At 72.2% G+C, this 16,890-nt stretch carries 17 protein-coding genes; 9 read left to right on the forward strand and 8 right to left on the reverse strand.

The window, feature by feature from the left end:
• Positions 1–11 precede the first annotated feature (11 nt).
• Complete coding sequence (locus tag B0I32_RS17615) at positions 12–1,832, reverse strand: rhamnogalacturonan lyase (RefSeq protein WP_181307499.1); 1,821 nt, start codon at positions 1,830–1,832, stop codon at positions 12–14.
• Between the two features lie 281 nt (positions 1,833–2,113).
• Here B0I32_RS17615 and B0I32_RS17620 point away from each other — a divergent pair, with 281 nt between their 5' ends.
• Positions 2,114–3,661 carry an N-acyl-D-amino-acid deacylase family protein gene (locus B0I32_RS17620; RefSeq protein ID WP_106240359.1) on the forward strand — a complete coding sequence of 516 codons (1,548 nt, stop codon included), beginning with the start codon at positions 2,114–2,116 and terminating at the stop codon, positions 3,659–3,661.
• Between the two features lie 67 nt (positions 3,662–3,728).
• Here the strand turns inward: B0I32_RS17620 and B0I32_RS17625 are convergent, their stop codons facing one another.
• A complete protein-coding gene (locus tag B0I32_RS17625) occupies positions 3,729–4,205 on the reverse strand; it encodes a GNAT family N-acetyltransferase (protein ID WP_106240362.1) in 477 nt (158 codons plus the stop codon).
• A gap of 130 nt (positions 4,206–4,335) precedes the next feature.
• On the opposite strand from B0I32_RS17625, the gene B0I32_RS17630 reads away from it, so the two are divergent.
• Together B0I32_RS17630 and B0I32_RS17635 are read left to right on the forward strand one after the other, a co-directional pair.
• Positions 4,336–5,553 (forward strand): cytochrome P450 family protein, encoded by a 1,218-nt coding sequence (locus B0I32_RS17630; RefSeq protein WP_106240364.1) that lies wholly within the window; start codon positions 4,336–4,338, stop codon positions 5,551–5,553.
• Between the two features lie 43 nt (positions 5,554–5,596).
• Complete coding sequence (locus B0I32_RS17635; RefSeq protein WP_181307501.1) at positions 5,597–6,121, forward strand: NUDIX hydrolase; 525 nt, start codon at positions 5,597–5,599, stop codon at positions 6,119–6,121.
• Here B0I32_RS17635 and B0I32_RS17640 read toward each other — a convergent pair.
• Positions 6,062–6,814, reverse strand: a complete 753-nt coding sequence (locus B0I32_RS17640; protein WP_106240369.1) for a hypothetical protein — start codon at positions 6,812–6,814, stop codon at positions 6,062–6,064. The genes B0I32_RS17635 and B0I32_RS17640 overlap by 60 nt on opposite strands.
• Before the next feature lie 163 nt (positions 6,815–6,977).
• Between B0I32_RS17640 and pip the strand changes: the two genes are divergently transcribed.
• Positions 6,978–7,928, forward strand: a complete 951-nt coding sequence (pip, locus tag B0I32_RS17645; protein WP_106240372.1) for a prolyl aminopeptidase — start codon at positions 6,978–6,980, stop codon at positions 7,926–7,928.
• A 209-nt stretch (positions 7,929–8,137) separates the two neighbouring features.
• Here pip and B0I32_RS17650 read toward each other — a convergent pair whose 3' ends face one another.
• Positions 8,138–8,635 carry an Lrp/AsnC family transcriptional regulator gene (locus tag B0I32_RS17650; RefSeq protein ID WP_281262607.1) on the reverse strand — a complete coding sequence of 166 codons (498 nt, stop codon included), beginning with the start codon at positions 8,633–8,635 and terminating at the stop codon, positions 8,138–8,140.
• Positions 8,636–8,749: 114 nt separating this feature from the next.
• Between B0I32_RS17650 and B0I32_RS17655 the strand changes: the two genes are divergently transcribed.
• On the forward strand, positions 8,750–9,202 hold the full coding sequence (locus B0I32_RS17655) for a DUF2000 family protein (RefSeq protein ID WP_106240377.1): 453 nt from the start codon (positions 8,750–8,752) through the stop codon (positions 9,200–9,202).
• A gap of 18 nt (positions 9,203–9,220) precedes the next feature.
• Here B0I32_RS17655 and B0I32_RS17660 read toward each other — a convergent pair whose 3' ends face one another.
• Positions 9,221–10,507 carry an MFS transporter gene (locus tag B0I32_RS17660; protein WP_106241001.1) on the reverse strand — a complete coding sequence of 429 codons (1,287 nt, stop codon included), beginning with the start codon at positions 10,505–10,507 and terminating at the stop codon, positions 9,221–9,223.
• A 393-nt stretch (positions 10,508–10,900) separates the two neighbouring features.
• On the reverse strand, positions 10,901–11,374 hold the full coding sequence (locus tag B0I32_RS17665) for a VOC family protein (RefSeq protein ID WP_106240380.1): 474 nt from the start codon (positions 11,372–11,374) through the stop codon (positions 10,901–10,903).
• A gap of 66 nt (positions 11,375–11,440) precedes the next feature.
• Here B0I32_RS17665 and B0I32_RS17670 point away from each other — a divergent pair, with 66 nt between their 5' ends.
• Positions 11,441–12,400, forward strand: coding sequence for a helix-turn-helix transcriptional regulator (locus B0I32_RS17670; protein ID WP_219911888.1), 960 nt, complete (start codon positions 11,441–11,443; stop codon positions 12,398–12,400).
• Positions 12,401–12,420: 20 nt separating this feature from the next.
• Here B0I32_RS17670 and B0I32_RS17675 read toward each other — a convergent pair whose 3' ends face one another.
• The gene (locus B0I32_RS17675; RefSeq protein WP_106240383.1) at positions 12,421–13,215 is read right to left on the reverse strand and encodes an alpha/beta fold hydrolase; all 795 of its coding nucleotides are present in this window, start codon (positions 13,213–13,215) and stop codon (positions 12,421–12,423) included.
• Positions 13,216–13,330: 115 nt separating this feature from the next.
• On the opposite strand from B0I32_RS17675, the gene B0I32_RS17680 reads away from it, so the two are divergent.
• From B0I32_RS17680 to B0I32_RS17690, 3 genes are read left to right on the forward strand one after another with little or no spacing between them, the layout of a single operon-like run.
• Positions 13,331–13,741, forward strand: a complete 411-nt coding sequence (locus tag B0I32_RS17680) for a YciI family protein (protein WP_106240384.1) — start codon at positions 13,331–13,333, stop codon at positions 13,739–13,741.
• Positions 13,742–13,746: 5 nt separating this feature from the next.
• Positions 13,747–14,988, forward strand: coding sequence for an RNA polymerase sigma factor (locus B0I32_RS17685; RefSeq protein WP_106240387.1), 1,242 nt, complete (start codon positions 13,747–13,749; stop codon positions 14,986–14,988).
• A gap of 25 nt (positions 14,989–15,013) precedes the next feature.
• Positions 15,014–15,712 (forward strand): TetR/AcrR family transcriptional regulator, encoded by a 699-nt coding sequence (locus tag B0I32_RS17690; protein ID WP_106240390.1) that lies wholly within the window; start codon positions 15,014–15,016, stop codon positions 15,710–15,712.
• A gap of 205 nt (positions 15,713–15,917) precedes the next feature.
• Here the strand turns inward: B0I32_RS17690 and B0I32_RS17695 are convergent, their stop codons facing one another.
• Complete coding sequence (locus tag B0I32_RS17695) at positions 15,918–16,850, reverse strand: DUF5996 family protein (protein WP_106240392.1); 933 nt, start codon at positions 16,848–16,850, stop codon at positions 15,918–15,920.
• Between the last annotated feature and the right edge of the window lie 40 nt (positions 16,851–16,890).

Raw genomic sequence — 16,890 nt, forward strand, 5'->3', positions numbered from 1 at the left:
GTCGTTCTGGGTCAGCGTACGTAGATGTCGGGCCTGGCCGGCGTGGGCATGCGGTCGCCGAGGAAGAAGCCGGTGTGCGGCGGCTGGTTGTAGGCCGTGTTCTGCCAGGCCACCGAGACCCGGTAGAGCGGGTCGTGCATGAGGGTGAAGATGCGCCGGTCCGTCGGGATCGGCGTGGAGTAGATGCGCAGCGCGCGGTTGTCGGAGGTGGGCCAGACGACCTCCTCGCGCCAGTCGCCGAACAGGTCGGCCGACAGCGACGGCGTCGCCTTCGTGCCGTTGTTGGAGTGCACGCCCGAGGCGGTCAGCAGGCGGGTGTCGGAGCCGGTGCCGTACTTGTCGATCCTGGTCTGGTCCAGCAGTTCCCTGACGGGGTCGCCGTCCCACCAGGCCAGGAAGTTGACCGAGGACGGCTTGCGGCCGGCGTTGTTGCCGGTGACGCTGCGCAGGTTGCCGTCGGCGGCCGACCAGAACTCGCCGGCGACCCGGACCGTGGAGATGTCCCCGGCCACGCCGCGCCCGTTGTCGGAGCCCGAGGCGGTGGACCAGAGGATCGAGCCGTTGCCCGGGTCGATGTAGAGCGAGCCCGGCTGGGAGGTGGACTCGCTGACCTTGAAGTACTCCAGCCCGGCCCTGGCGGGGTCGAAGTCGCCGAGGTGCTGGGCGTCGCCGTGGCCGGTGCGGGTGCTCCACATGCCGCTGCCGTTGTCGTTCACGGCCATCGCGCCGTAGACGATCTCGTCGCGGCCGTCGCGGTCGATGTCGCCGACCGACAGGCTGTGGCTGCCCTGGCCGGCGTACTGGGAGCCGGCCGAGTTGCTGTCGAACGTCCACCGCTTGGTCAGCGAGCCGTTGCGGAAGTCCCAGGCGGCGATGACGCTGCGGGTGTAGTAGCCGCGGGCCATGATGAGCGAAGGACGCTCGCCGTCCAGGTACGCCGTCCCGGCCAGGAAGCGGTCCACCCGGTTGCCGTAGTTGTCGCCCCAGGAGCTGACCGTGCCGCGCGGCGGGTCGTAGGCGACCGTGGACAGCGCGGCGCCGGTCTGGCCGCTGAACATGGTCAGGTATTCGGGGCCGCTGAGCACGTACCCGCTGGAGTTGCGGTGATCGGCGCTCGAACTGCCGATCACGGCGCCGCGGCCGTCCCTGGTGCCGTCGGCGGTCTTCATCGCCACCTCGGCCCGGCCGTCGCCGTCGTAGTCGTACACCTGGAACTGGGTGTAGTGGGCGCCGGCCCGGATGTTGCGGCCCAGGTCGATGCGCCACAGGCGGGTGCCGTCGAGGCGGTAGGCGTCCACGAACACGTTGCCGGTGTAGCCGGACTGGGAGTTGTCCTTGGCGTTGGACGGGTCCCACTTGAGCACGAGTTCGTACGTGCCGTCGCCGTCCATGTCGCCCACGCTCGCGTCGTTGGCGCTGTAGGTGTAGCCGACGCCGTCCGGGGTGGTGCCTCCTTGCGGGGGCTGGATGGGGACGTCCAGGTAGGCGCCGCCGGTGAAGCGGCGCGAGGCGGGGGAGGCGGGCTGCTCGGTGCCGCCGGTCACCGCCCTGACCGTGTACGAGGAGTCGGCGGCGGCGCCGTCGTCGAGATAGCTGGTGGAGGTGGCGAGGCCGGAGGCGATCCTGGCCGAGCCCCGGTAGAGGTTGAAGGTGACGCCGTCGGGGTCGGTGCCGAGCAGCCGCCACGAGACGAGGTTGCCGGATCCGGACCGGACGCTGATCAGGCCCCGGTCCAGGTCCTCCATCTGTTTGGTCGGCGGGGCGGCGTGGACGGGGACCGCGGTCGCGGCCAGGGCCAGAACGGCCGCCGCGGCGGCCAGGTGCAGGCGCATGATGGTCTCCTTCGCGGGTGGTAAGCGCTTTCCCGACGGGCGGAAAGAAAGTTTCATGGGTGCGGCGACCGGGGTGATAGCGCTAACAGGGCGGGTGGGAGGGGCAGAGCTGCGGGAACGTGCACGGGAGCTCCTCGCCGGTGGTGAGCGCGGGTGCGCGTATTAAAGCCAGCGGCCACGTGATCCGCAAGGGCGTCTTCGTGTGTCCGGCCAATGCGGGGCCCGTTGTTGGGTGGCCGGCCACAAGAATTCCCGGCTCGGGTGGGTGTTGGGTGGTGGGCATGGTCGATCTCATCCTGCGTGGCGGAACGGTGTACGACGGTCTCGGCTCTCCGGCCGTCGTGAGCGATGTCGCCATCACCGGCGACCGGGTGGTCGAGGTGGGCCGCGACCTCGGGAGCGCGCGGCGGGTGATCGACGTGTCCGGACTGGTGGTGACCCCCGGGTTCGTGGACGCCCACGCGCACTCCGATCTGGTGCCGCTGATGGCGCAGGCGCAGCCGTTCAAGCTGCTGCAGGGCGTCACCACCGAGGTCAACGGCAACTGCGGCTTCTCCTACGCCCCCGACGCCTCCGCGCTGGAGGAGCTGACCGGCGAGAAGGTGCCCGACTGGACGTTCGCCCAGTACCTGGACGCCATCGCGGACGCCGGGCCGACCAACCACGTGGCGACGCTCGTCGGGCACTCGACGCTGCGCGGGGCCGTGGCCGGGTTCGACGAGCACCTGCGCGAGGGCGACCTGGACCGGATGTGCGAGCTGGCGGCGGCAGCCTTCACCGCAGGGGCGTGCGGGCTGTCGAGCGGCCTCATCTACCCGCCGGGCAGCTACGCCGGCACCGCGGAACTGGTGGCGCTGGCCACGGTGGCGCACGGATACGGGGTGCCGTACACGACGCACATGCGCGACGAGGGCGCCGGGCTCGCCGCCGCGCTGGACGAGGCCGTCGAGATCGCGAGGCGGGCCCGCGTACGGCTGCAGGTGTCGCACTGCAAGGTCGCGGGCCGGGCCAACCACGGGCAGGCCGGCATGCTGCTGGCCAAGCTGCGCCAGGCCCGCCTCGAAGGGGTGGACGTGAGAGGCGACCAGTACCCGTACCTGGCGGGGGCGACCATGCTCGCCGCGCTGCTGCCCCCGTCGGCGCTGGCCGGTGGCCAGGTGCGCGACGTGCTCACGGACCCCGCCGGGCGGGCCCGGCTGCGCGCCCTGGCCAAGTCAGGAGGGACCGGCGCGGGGCTGTGGCAGGACGCCGCCCCTGACGCGGTGCTGGTCACGGCGCACGCCGAGGCGGCTCACGCCGGCCGCACGCTCGCCGCGATCGCCGCCGACCCGGCCTTCGCCCACCTCGAAGGGGACGCGTGGGAGGTCGCGTGCGCGCTCGTCGCCGCCGACCCGGCCGCCACGATGGTGATCTCGCTGATGTCCGAGGAGGACGTGACCGAGATCATGCGCGATCCGCTCATCGGCGTCGGTTCCGACAACGGGACGCCGGTCGGGCTTGAACACCCGAGGACGTGGGGCTGCTTCCCGCGCTTCTTCGGCACGTACGTACGCGAGCGGCGGCTGCTCCCCCTGGAGGAGGCGGTACGCAAGGCCACCTCGGCGACCGCCGACCAGTTCGCCCTGCACGGGCGGGGCTGGCTCGGCCCCGGCTCCTGGGCCGACGTCTGCGTCTTCGACCCGGACACGATCGGCCATTCCGGCACGTACGCGGACCCGTCCGTCCAGCCGTCCGGCATCGCGTACGTGCTGCTCGAAGGCTTTGTGGCGGTGGAGTCGGGCGAGTTCACCGGCGAGCGCAGAGGACGCGTCCTGCGCGCCGGGCAGTGACCGGTGCCGGGAGGGCGAGGGCGTGCGGCCCACGACCTGTCCAGGCTCCCAGCGGACCTCCGGGTGCTCACGCGCGGTGGCGTTCCCAGCGGACCTCGCCGTCCTCCCACCGTTCCGTCGGGCGCAGCCCGGCCGCGGTGGCGACGGAGGCCGAGGCCGCGTGGTCGGGGTGGATGTGCGCCACGACCGTGTCGACCTCGCGTTCCATCAGGTGCTCGACCAGGGCCGTGGCGGCCGCGCGGGCCAGCCCGCGGCCCTGCCACGGCGTGCCGACCACCCAGGCGACCTCGGCCGTACGGCCGTCGATCGTGGCCTGCACGTAGCCGACCAGCCGATCCTCCGCGCGCAGCCGGATCACCCAGTTGCGCCAGCCGGGCGGCCCCGAGGCCTGCCGCTCGTAGCGGGTACGCAGCTCGGACTCGGTCAGCGGTTCGCCGCCGATGAACTCGTGCAGGGCCGGGTCGGAGAGCACGCCGGTCATCTCGCCCGCGTGGTCGGGACGGAGGGGGATGAGGACGAGGAGCGGCGTCTCGATGCTGTCCATCCGCTCACGATAGGGCTGCGCAAGTGGCGCTGTCGGCAGGTGTTGGCGGCCCGGGGGTGACAACGTACGACCTTGGCCCGTACCAGGGCGAAGCGGAGAGTTGAGTAGACCTCTACGCGGGAGACATCTCATGAAGCCACTGCAGATCCCGATGCCCGGCGAACGGATCTCCGAGACGATCCGCCGGATCAGGGACGAGGGCGGACCGGTCGCCCCCATCGAGCTCCCGGGCAAGGTCGGCGCGTGGATGGTGAGCTCGTTCGAGACGGTCGAGTACGTCCTCACCAACGACGGCACACTCTTCAGCAAGAACCCGCGCAACTTCACCGCGCTGAACGACGGCACGATCCCTCCCGACTGGCCGATCCGCCAGGTCATCTCGGGCGATCACCTGCTGGTCAAGGACGGCGCGGACCACCGGCGGCTGCGCGGGCTCGTCAACCGCGCCTTCACGCCCGGCCGGGTGCAGGCCATGGAGCCCCGCATCCGGCAGATCACCGACGAACTGCTCGACCGGATGGACGGCCGGGACGGCGTGGTCGACCTGGTCCGGGCCTTCAGCGAGCCGCTGCCGATCGCGGTGATCTGCGAGCTGTTCGGCGTGCCGGAGGACGAACGGCACCTGATCCGCGGCTACACCAACGTGCTGCTGTCCCACACCGCCACGCCGGAGGAGGCGGCCGCGGCCGGCGGCGGGCTGCTCGGGTACCTGGGCGAGTTCATCGAGCGCAGGCGGGTGGAACCCGGCGACGACCTCACCACGGGCCTGATCCGGGTGCAGGAGGAGGACGGCGACCGCCTGTCCGACGAGGAGATGGTCTGGCTGCTGTGGCTGGTTCTCATCGCCGGCCACGAGACGACCGTGCACCTGATCGCCAACACGGTCATCGCCCTGGGCTCGGATCCCGATCAGCTGGCCAGGGTTCGGGCGGACGACGCCTGGGAGGACGTGGTCGAGGAGGCGCTGCGCAGCCGCAACTCCGTGGTCAACGTCTTCTTCCGGTACGCGCTAGAAGACGTGCTGGTGGGCGGGACCACGATCCGGGCGGGCGAGCCGGTCATCGTCACGCTCGCCGGGGCGGGCACGGACCCGGCCAGGTTCGGCCAGGACGCCGGCCGCTTCGACGCCACCCGCGAACCGGACGTGCACCTCGGCTTCGGCAGGGGACCGCACTTCTGCCTGGGCGCGCCGCTGGCCCGGCTGGAGGTGCGGATCGCGCTCGCGTCACTGTTCGGCCGGTATCCGGAGCTGCGGCTGGCCATCAAGGAGGATGAGATCGCCTACACCTCCTCGATCATCACCGAAGGCCCCCTGGAACTCCCGGTCGTCCTGGGCCCCCGCACCTGACCGCCCCGGCGGCCGTCGAGACACTCGGGGATACGATCTCGGGATGCGCCAGCCGGTGAACGTGATCGTGATCGTCTTCAGGGCCGGGCCGGAATACGCCGTCTTCCAGCGGGCCGACGACGGCCACGGCCAGAGCGTGAGCGGCGGGGTGGAGCAGGGCGAGGACCTGGTGGCGGCCGCGCGCAGGGAGAGCGCCGAGGAGAGCGGCCTGCCGGTCTCCATGGCGCCTCTCTACCGGCTGGACATGGTCAGCGGCGTGGAGAAGGCGTGCTTCGCCGCGGCGGCGCACTGGCCCGACGACCTCTACATCGTGCCGAAGCACTACTTCGCCCTGGACGTCACGGGCCTGGGCGAGATCGTGCTGTCGGACGAGCACAGGGAGGTGCGGTGGATGGCGTACGGGGACGCTCGCACCGCCCTGCGCTATGACGACGACAGGACTGCCCTGTGGGAGCTCGACCAGCGCCTGCGCCGCTCCCGGCTGCCGCGGGCGCTCGGCGGGAGCGGGTCAGTCGCCGCCGCCGAGGCTGTTCAGCAGGCCCGTGATGCCGATGGCGTCCAGGAGTGAGGCCGGGGCGGGGTCCTGGCCGGCCGGGGTGGCCTGGGTCGCCTTGGCGGGCTGGACGGCGGGCGGCGGGCACACCGCCGGGCGCGCGACCAGCGAGTCGACGAGACCCTGCACGCCGATGGCCGCCAGGAGCGAGCGAGGCGTCTGCACCGGGGCCGGCGTGCCGGGGACGCAGGCCTGCTGGCTGGTCGTGAAGAGCGTTTCGAGGTAGCGCGAGATCGGCTCGGTGTAGTCCTCGGGCGGCAGCAGCGAGGTCGTGGTGTTGTCGGTGCCGTGGCTGCACACCACCGCGTTGTAGACCAGGCCCTCCATCATCTCCCGCTCCTGCTCGGCCGTCCCGGGGCTCGGGGTCACGGGTGGTGTCGGGGTCGGGAGGGCGGGCGGCGTGGGGGTCGGGAGGAACGGGGGAGTCGGCGGCGCGTACGCGCCCGGCATGCCGGACATATCAGCGCCCGGCGTGAAATATCCCTCCAGGGGCCGCCCGCCGACCAGTGAGTCCATGAGCCCGCCGACCACGTCGGCGGTGACCGTGCCCAGCCACGGCGGAGGCGGCGTGACCTCCACGACGGTGCCGTCATGGGTGGTGCACTCGACGGCGGGGAAGGCGGCTTCCTCTTCCGCGTTCGCCGCCCCTGCGGGTGCCAGCAGCACGGCGGAGGTCGCGACGAATAGGGCAATGGCCTGCCTGGACATGATGCTCCCTGTAGGGCGATGATCGGCTTTTCGAAGCGATCATTACCCTTGGTGGTGGTTCGGTTACTCCATAGTTGGATCTAGCCCTCTTTACCGGTCCGATCGAGGTCCCTGCTCCGGGCTAATATAGAAGCACTGTTATATCTCTGGAGAGGAACCCCCTTTGCGTCCCCCGATAGAACCGTACGACCACGGCATGCTCGACACCGGCGACGGCAACCTCATCTACTGGGAGGTCTGCGGCAACCCGGACGGCAAGCCCGCGCTCGTCGTCCACGGAGGTCCAGGATCGGGGTGCAGCACCGGCGTCCGCCGCACCTTCGACCCCGAGCGCTACCGCATCGTGCTGTTCGACCAGCGCAACTGCGGCCGCAGCCGGCCGCACGCGAGCGACCCCGCCACCGACCTGAGCCGCAACACCACCCAGCACCTCATCGCCGACATGGAGCTGCTGCGCGAGCACCTCGGCATCGGCAAATGGCTGCTGTACGGCGGTTCGTGGGGCTCGACGCTGATCCTGGCCTACGCCGAGACCCACCCGGAACGGGTGTCGGAGATCGTCATCCCCGCGGTCACGACGACCCGCCGCTCCGAGATCGACTGGCTCTACCGGGGTGTCGGCCGCTTCTTCCCCGAGGCGTGGGACCGGTTCAGGGACGGCGTGCCCGAGGCCGACCGCGACGGCGACCTGCTCGCCGCGTACGCCAGGCTGCTGTCCGACCCCGACGACAAGGTCCGCGAGAAGGCCGCCGTCGACTGGATCACCTGGGAGGACGCGGTGATCTCGATGGAGGCGAACGGCAAGCCCAACGCCTACAGCGACCGTCCAGCCGACGCCATCATGGCGATGACCCGGATCTGCTCCCACTACTTCTCCAACGGCGCCTGGCTGGAGGAGGGCGTGCTGCTGCGCGAGGCGGGGCGGCTGGCGGGCATCCCCGGCGTGCTGATCCACGGCCGCCTCGACATGGGCGGCCCGCCGCAGACGGCCTGGGAGCTGGCGAAGGCCTGGCCCGACGCCGAGCTGATCATGGTGGAGGACTCAGGCCACACCGGCAGCGACACGATGCGGAACGCCATCCTCGCGGCCATCGACCGCTTCGCCGACCGGTGAACCCGCGGCTCGCGATCATCTGGGGGTCTGGACGGTGCCCCTGGCGACCATCGCCTCGCCGTCGGTCGATTCCGTACGGATGAGCCGCGGGTTCGAGTAGGCCGGCCGGCGGACAGGGCGCGACGATGCGCCGCGAGGCGGCCGTCGCCACCCCTTGTCCGCCCGCTGACCTGCGGTAACGGTAGCGCTGCTGCGCGCGCGGCCACCACCTATTTATTCGTCCGGCCGGTACGCGGACGCGACGGGCCCTCCGGCGGCAGCACCTCGACCGACGTCTTGCGGATGTGGTCGTAGACCAGCGACGTGCGCACGTCGGCGATGTTGCGATGGCGGGCCACGTGGTCGAGCACGAAGTCGCGCAGGTGCCCGGCGTCGCGCACGCCCACCTGGATGATGAAGTCGTCCCCGCCCGACACGACGAACACGGCCAGCGTCTCCGGCAGGGCGGCCACGTAGTCGCGGAAGCCCTCGACGGCCTCGCGGATCTTCGGATGCAGCCGTACGTTGATCAGCGCCTGCACGGGACGGCCGACGGCGTCGAGGTTGACCTCGGCGTGGAAGCCCTCGATGACGCCCGCCGAGCGCAGCGAGCGCACCCGCTCCAGGCAGGTCGAGGCGGCGATGCCGAGGTGCTCGGCCAGCTCCTTGTTGGTCTGGCGGCCGTCGCGCTGCAGCTCGGCGAGTATGGCCGTATCTAGTTCGTCCACGTACGCATCCTGCCACGAATTTCCGAACTTCCTTCGGAAGCAGCCGTTCCGAGTTGTCATATCGACGGAACGGATGTGAATCTCCGGAGAGAACTTCGGAGAGGGGATTGCTTGATGAGCGTGCTCGACGAGCTCGACCGCCGTACCGACCTGCCCACCAAGGAGCTCGCGGTCAAGTGGGCGATCGTCATCGACCGCGACCTGCCCAAGGGGCTGCAGGCCAACGCAGCCGCCTGCCTGGCCGCCTCCGTCGCGGCCGCCGTGCCGGCCATCGTCGGGGCGGGCGGCGCGGACGCCTCCGGCGCTGTCCACAGCGGGCTGCCGTGGACGGGCTGCACGGTGCTCGGCGCGCCCGCCGCGATCGTGGCCAGGATCAGGAACGAGGCGGCGGCCGAGCCCGGCCTGGTGCTCTGCGACATGGCCGCCATCGCGCAGCGGGCCAGCGTGTACGACGACTATCTGGCCGAGCTGGCCCGCACCGAGGACCCGCCCTACTACGCGGTCAGCCTCTTCGGCCCGAGGGCCCTGGTCGAACGGCTCACGGGCCGCCTGCCCCTGCTGCGATAGCCCGGGGTTTCCGTGGCCTCACCGTGCCCCAGGACGCAGTTCGGTCTCCACCTGATCGGCGGCCGGCGTTCCGGTGTTCGCCGAGGTCAGCCGGGCGGCTCCGGCGACGGCCAGGGAGAGGACCACCAGCGCGGCGCTCACCCACAGCGGCGCGCGGAACCCGTACCCCGAGCCGAGGGCGAGCCCGCCCAGCCAGGGGCCGAAGGTCGCGCCGACGTTGAGCGCCGCCGTGGCGAAGCCGCCGGCCAGCGTGGGGGCGCCGGTGGCGGCGTACAGGACCTGCGAGATCAGCGTGGAGCCGACCGCGAACGAGAGCAGTCCCTGGACGAAGACCAGCGCGACCGCGACCACCGGAGCGCCCGCGCTCAGCGCGAAGACGGCCCAGCCGGCCGCCAGCGCCACCCCGCCGGACACCAGCAGCGGCACGGGCCGCCGGTCCGCGAACCGTCCGCTGATCGTCACCCCGGCGAACGACCCCAGCCCGAACAGGGCCAGCATCACCGGCATCCACGCCGCCCCGATCCCGGTGACCCCGGTCAGCAGCGGCGCGAGGTAGGTGAAGGCGCAGAACGTGGCCCCGTTCACCAGGGCGCCCAGCAGCAGGAGCACCAGCAGCCGGGGCCGGCGCAGGGCACGGAACTCGCCACGCGCGCCCCCGGACGAGCCACGACCCGCGCCATCCGTCCCGCCGCCGGAAGGCTCTCCGCCACCGGCAGGCTCCCCGCCGCCGGCAGGCGCGCCGTGCGTCACGTCGGCGGGAGGCTCGGCCGGTACGGACCTCAGCACCGCGACGATGGCCGGCACCAGCGCCAGCGCCACCGCCCAGAACGCCGAGCGCCACCCCCACACCTCGCCGAGCAGCGCGCCGCCGGGAACCCCGGCCACGCAGGCGGCGGTCACGCCGCCCAGCAGCACGGAGGTGGCCCGGCCCTTGGCGTCCGGCGGCGCGAGGCTGATCGCGGTCGCCATGGCCACGGCCAGGAACCCGGCGTTGGCGAGCGCCGCCACGGCCCGGCTCACGAGCAGCACCCCGTAGCCGGTCGTGACGGCTCCCACCACGTGGGCGAGCAGGAAGACGACGAGGAACGCCAGCAGGGCGAACCTCCTGGACCACCGCAGGCTCAGCACCGCCATCAGCGGCGCCCCCACCACCATCCCGGCGGCGAACGCCGAGGTCAGCAGCCCCGCGGCGGGGATGGACACGTTCAGATCCCGGGCTATGCCGGGCAACAGCCCGGACAGCATGAACTCGGACGTCCCCTGGGCGAAGACCGCCAGTCCGAGCAGGTAGACAGCGAAAGGCATCGACAACTCCGCGACCACGACATGGATCAGGAAAGGCGCGCGGGGCCGCAGAAAGCCCCGCCGCGCTGGAGCGGCCCGGGGCGGACGTCCATGGAACGACGCGCGGTCCCGGGCACGACACGGCCCGTGTCACGGTGATCCGGATGGCGTGGAGGCCGGCGGGGAACATCCCGCCGGGCTCAGGAGACGCGCGTCAGCGCCCGGGCCGGATGACGGCGGGGCGGGGACGGCGCGGGACGGCCACCGGACGACCGGTGGCTAGCGTCTTGATGCCTCGGGGCTGGACATGACGGTCAATATAGCAAGGCGATCAGCGGCCCCGGACGCCCGGGACGGTCTCCATCAGCCGTCTCGGACGTCCTGGAGTGGCCATCAAGCCCTGGCCCCACTCCATCAGCGGTCCCTGACGCCCTGGACGTACTCCATCGCCCGGACGAACTCCGGATCGCTCAGCCGCCGCGTCATCTCCTCCTCCGAGACCTCCTCGACGCGGGACTGGATCCACCACAGGTTCCCGAACGGGTCCCGCACCCGCCCGACCCGGTCGCCCCAGTACAGGTGGGTGACCTCGGTGTGCGAGGTCCCGCCTGCTTCGACGGCCCGGCGGTGCACGGCGTCGGCGTCGGGGACGTACAGGCGCAGGAAGGCGGGGGTGGGCGCCGCGTCCGGCGCGGCGTCGAAGAGCATCACGATCGCGTCGCCGATGCGGACCTCCGCGTGCCCGATCCGTCCTTCGGCGTCGGTCACCCGGCCCAGCTCGACGGCGTCGAACGCGGCCTCCAGGTAGCGGATGATCCCGGCGGTGTCGTGGGAGATGATCCACGGCGTGACGGTGGTGTATCCCTCGGGGATCGGGCTGACGGTCATAGGTCCTCCTTGAAAGGCGGGCGATGACCCCACGTTAGGAGCGCAGTAGGTCAGGACGTGTCCTACATGTCCGGCATCCTGGACGGCATGAGCGAGTCCCGCCTCCTGGCGCTGCTGTCGCTGCTCCAGACCTCGCGCGAGTGGCCGGGCGGCGAGTTGGCCGAGCGCCTGGGAGTCAGCCGCCGCACCGTGCGCCGCGACGTCGAACGGCTGCGCGACCTCGGCTACCCGGTCGAGGCCGCGATGGGCGCGACCGGTGGCTACCGGCTGGTGGCGGGGACGGCGATGCCGCCGCTGCTGCTGGACGACGAGGAGGCGGTGGCCATCACCGTCGGTCTGTCCACCGCGGCCGGGCAGCCGGTGCGGGGCATCGAGGAGGCCTCGGTACGTGCCCTGGCCAAGCTGGAGCAGGTGCTGCCCGCCCGGCTGCGGCACCGGGTCAGGTCGCTGGGGGGCGCCACCGAGCCCATGCCAGGACTCGACGGCCCGCGGCTGGACCCCGGGCTGCTCGCCGCGCTGGCGATGGCGGTGGAGAGCGGGGAACGGGTGCGGTTCGCCTACCGGGCGAACGACGGGGCGGTGCGCCGGCGGCTGGTGGATCCGCACCGCCTGGTGGCGGCCGGGCGGCGCTGGTATCTGCTCGGCCACGACCTCGACCGCGACGACTGGCGCATCTTCCGCCTCGACCGCATCGGGGAGTTCCAGGCCACGGGCGTCAGGGTCGTGCCGCGCGAGCCGCCGGGCGGTGACGCGGCGGCCTACGTGGCGGATCGGTTGTATTCGGTGGTGCCCACGTACGCGGCGGTCGTCACGCTGCGCTGTGCCGTGACGGAGCCGGTCAGGGCGCTGGGCGAGGTGACCCCGCTGGGCGAGGACGCCTGCCGGGTGCGGATGCACGCCGACACCCTCGACTGGCTGGCCTTCCGGCTGCTGGCACTGGACTGCGAGTTCGAGGTGCACGACCCGCCCGAGCTGGTCGCGCGCCTGCGTACGCTGGCCGCGCGCCTTACGCGGGCGGCGGGGTAGCCCTGGTCAGCTCGCGCGCCTCACCCGGACGACGGGGCGGCCCGGGCCAGGAAGTCCAGCACCGCGGGGCTCGCAACCTCGCGGAACTCCTCGAAGTACGCGTGCCGCGCCCCCTCGATCAGCCGCAGCTCGGCCCCGGGGATCCGGCCGGCCAGCAGCGGGGCGTTGGCCGCCGGGTTGAGCAGGTCGTCGGTGCCGTGCACGACCAGTGTGGGCGCGGTGATGGAGGGCAGCGCGTCCCAGCTGTCGTGGGCGGCGCTGGCGGCCAGGTGGCGGCGGCGGGCGTGGGCGGGCAGGCCGGGATCGCCGAGGGTGACGTGCGGGCCGGGGTGGGTGGCCAGCCAGGCGGGGGTGTACATCAGCTCGCGCAGCGCCTGCCCGGCGGCGGCGCGGTCGGCCTGGGCCAGCGACTTGCGGACGTCGTTGCTCCGTTCGATCCCGTGGGCGCCGCCCGGCGAGGTGCAGCCGAGCACCAGCGCCCCGACCCGCCCGGGCTGGTCGGCGGCCAGCCACTGAGCCACCCGCCCGCCCATCGACGTGCCGTAGACGTGCGCCCGCTCCACCCCGAGCTCGTCGAGCACGGCCAGCACGTCGGCGACGAAGCCGCGCGTGCTGTAGGGCTCGTCGGGCTTGTCGCTGCCGCCCGTGCCCCGGTAGTCGAAGGTGACGCACCGATGGGCCGCGTCGAAGTCGGCGCGTACGGGGCCCCACCAGCGATGGTCGTTGGCCTGGCCCTGCAGCAGGACGAGAGGCGGCCCGGCGCCGGTGACCTGGTAGAGCAGCTTCACACCGTCGGGGGCGGTCGCGTATGGCACGCCTCCAAGAGTGCCCTACACGGTGACAAGGAAAAAACTCGGGGGGATGATGTCCGGAACGCCGCCCCGGCTCCGACGTACCGGTCGAAAGGACGTCACAGAAGGGACTCAGCCGATGAAGTACATGATTCTCTCGTACGCCTCCCAGCGCGACTACGACGAGATGACCGGCAAGGACACGGGAGGGGTCGTCTGGACGCCGGAGGACGCGGCGGCCATGCACGAGTTCATGAGCACCGTGAACAAGGAGCTGGAGGAGGCCGGGGAACTGGTCGAGACCCGCGGCCTGGCGGCTCCCGTGCACACCCGCAGAGCCGGCGTCCGCGACGGCGTCCCGTTCGTCACCGATGGGCCCTACGCCGAGACGCAGGAGGTGCTGGCCGGCTACTGGGTGGTGGAGTGCGAGAGCTTCGACCGGGCCACCGAGATTGCCGTCCGCCTCGGGCAGTGCCCGATCCCCGGCGGCGGTGACGGGTACGCCGACATCCGGCCGATCACGGACTCGGTCGAGGACCTCGGGTTCTGAGCGCGATGGTCGAGGGCCTGCTGCGTGAGCTGACGCCGCAGGTCCTCGGCGCGCTGGTGCGCCGGTACGGGCACTTCGCCATCGCCGAGGACGCGGTGCAGGAGGCGCTGCTCGCCGCCGCCGTACAGTGGCCGGAGGAAGGGCTGCCGGACGATCCGCGCGCCTGGCTGATCAGGGTCGCCGCGCGCCGCCTGACCGACCTGCTGCGCGCCGAGCAGGCGCGCCGCCGCCGCGAGGACGACGCCGCCGCGCGGACCCTGCCCGGCGACTGGCTCGCGCCCGCCGCCGACCAGCCGCTCGCCGCCGCGGACGACACGCTCGTGCTGCTGTTCATGTGCTGTCATCCGTCGCTCTCGCCGACCTCGCAGATCGCGCTCACGCTGCGCGCGGTCGGCGGGCTGAGCACCGCCGAGATCGCCCGCGCGTTCCTGGTGCCCGAGGGCACGATGACGCGCCGCATCACGCGGGCCAAGCGGGCGGTCAGGGACAGCGGCCTGCCGTTCCGCCTGCCGCGCCCGGACGAGCGCGCCGGACGGCTGGCCGCGGTGCTGCACGTGCTCTACCTGATCTTCAACGAGGGGTACGCCGGCACGTCGGGACCCGACCTGCAGCGCGCCGAGCTCGCGGCGGAGGCGATCAGGCTGGCCCGCACGGTGCACCGGCTGCTGCCCGACGACGGGGAGGTGGCCGGCCTGCTGGCGCTGATGCTGCTCACCGACGCCCGCAGCCCGGCGCGTACGGCGCCCGACGGGTCCCTGATCCCGATGGCCGAGCAGGATCGCAGCCGGTGGAAGGCGGGCTTCATCGCCGAGGGCGTCGCCCTGGTCACCGCCGCCCTGCCGCGCGGGAGGCCGGGGCCGTACCAGGTGCAGGCGGCCATCGCGGCCCTGCACGACGAGGCGCCCACGGCGGAGGAGACCGACTGGCCGCAGATCGCGGCGCTGTACGAGCTGCTGATGCGCATCACGGACAACCCCATCGTGGCGCTCAACCAGGCCGTGGCGGTGGCCATGGCCACGGGGCCCGAGGCCGGGCTCGATCTGCTCGAACGCCTCCGCGACGACGACCGGGTGTCCGGCGACCACCGGCTGAGTGCCGTACGCGGGCACCTGCTGGAGATGTCCGGGGACCTGACGGGGGCGCGGCGGGCGTACGAGGAGGCGGCGGGACGTGCCATGAGCCTGCCCCAGCAGCGTTATCTGCACGCCAGGGCGGCCCGGCTCGCGGATACGCCATTGACGGAGTGAGTACTCACTCCGTAGAGTGGGCGGCATGAGTGAAGCGACGAGCCGGCGGCGAGCGCCGGCGATGAGCCCGGAGCAGCGCCGCGAGATGATCGTCCGCGCCGCTCTTCCCTTGGTGGTCGAATACGGCACGTCCGTGACCACCGCACAGGTCGCCCGAGCCGCGGGCATCGGCGAAGGCACCATCTTCCGGGCCTTCGGCGACAAGGACGCGCTGCTGGCCGCGTGCATGGCGGAGGCGGCCCGGCCGGACGACACGCTCGCCCACGTGGCGGCGATCTCGCTGGAGCTGCCGCTGGCCGAGCGGCTGATCGAGGCGTCGGAGGCGCTGCGCGGCTACCTGTCGCGGATGGGCGCGGTGGCCGGCGCCCTCGCGGCCTCGGGCGGCCTGCGCCGCGAGTTCCCGGCGGCCGGACCTCGGAAAGGCCCGGCGAGCGCGTCTTCCGGCGATACGACGGAGAGCGCGAGCGCGTCTTCCGGCGGTACGACGGAGAGCGGGAAGCGGGCGATGAACGGGCGGGAGGCCTCGATGGCGGCCACCCGCGAGGTGCTGGCGGGCCTGTTCGAGCCCGAACGCGACCGGCTCAGGCTGGACCCCGAACGGCTGGCCGAGGCGTTCCAGTTCATGACCATGGCGTCGGGCCGCGGCGTCACCCCGCTCACCTCGGCCGAACTGGTCGAGTTGTTCCTGCACGGCGCCTACGCCGGCGGCGGCCGGGAAAATTGATCGGCGTGGACGGGGAATGCCTGAGCCCCGGGTGTGGTTACATGAATCGTGGCCGGTGTGCCCAGTGTCCCCGGGCCTCACCTATTGCCTTCGCGGACTACCGTTCGGCTGGAGCCGCGTTGTGCCTTTCGCCGAGAGGCGACACGCACACCGGTACGCACTCGTCGGGCGCCCGCCCTCCCCGGAGGGCGGGCGCTCACGTGTGTCAGGACTTCTCCCAGTACGGGTCGGTGATGCCACCGGGCGAGGCCAGCGCCTCGGCGTCGATCCCGGTCAGCCTGGCCCCCGCCTGGTAGGCGCTGTCCAGGAACTCCAGCACCGCGCCCACAGGGTCCTCCATGGCCCGTACGTCGTCGTAACGCAGCACGGCCAGATGACTGCCCCGCGCCGCGACCCACTCGGCCTGCCCGGGCCGCAGCGGCTCCCGTTCCAGGCCCTCGGGCTCGGGTGCGGTGTAGGAGTAGAACGCCGGCCACGGCCGTTCCTTGTCGCCGAACCAGAACCCCGAGCTGATCACCTCCCAGCTGTACGCCTCCCGCGTGACCGGATCGGTCTGCGGCGAGACCTTGACCACGCGCCCGGTGAACCGGGTGACCGCGATGTCGAAGGTGTGCCAGAAGTGGTGCACCGGGCTGGTCTTGCCGGCGAAGTCGGCCGCGAAGCGGTCGAGCAGCTGCACGACCTGCGACAGGATCCGCCAGTAGCGGTTGAGCAGCACGGGGTCGTAACGCGCGTGCAGGGTGTCCTCGGGGAACGGCGTGTCGTCGCCCAGATCGAACGGCACCGCCCAGATCTCGGGCCGGATCCCCAGCCCGGCCAGCGTCTCGAAGAGCCGGTCGTGGAACGAGGCCACCGACCTGCCGATCAGGCTGAACTCGGCGCTGCGCCCGTCGAAGACGTCCACCACCAGCCGGTGCCGGACGAGGTCGAAGTCGATGCAGAACAGCGGCTGCTCGCCCAGCCCGCCCATCGGGCGCGTGGTGAGCCCGCGCCCCGTCGGGTGGAACGGAACCTGCCACCAGTGATTGCGCCGGTTGCTCGACGCGAGCCGAATCTTCCCCACGATCTGCGCGAATCGGTGAAAGGTCTCTTTGGCCTCTGTCCACTCCGCGAGCGGCATGGCCGGGAACAGCTCCATGACGGCCCCCTCCGACTAGAGCATTTCCCCGCAATCGTAA

The organism is Nonomuraea fuscirosea (genome assembly GCF_003001935.1).
GTDB lineage: Bacteria > Actinomycetota > Actinomycetes > Streptosporangiales > Streptosporangiaceae > Nonomuraea > Nonomuraea fuscirosea.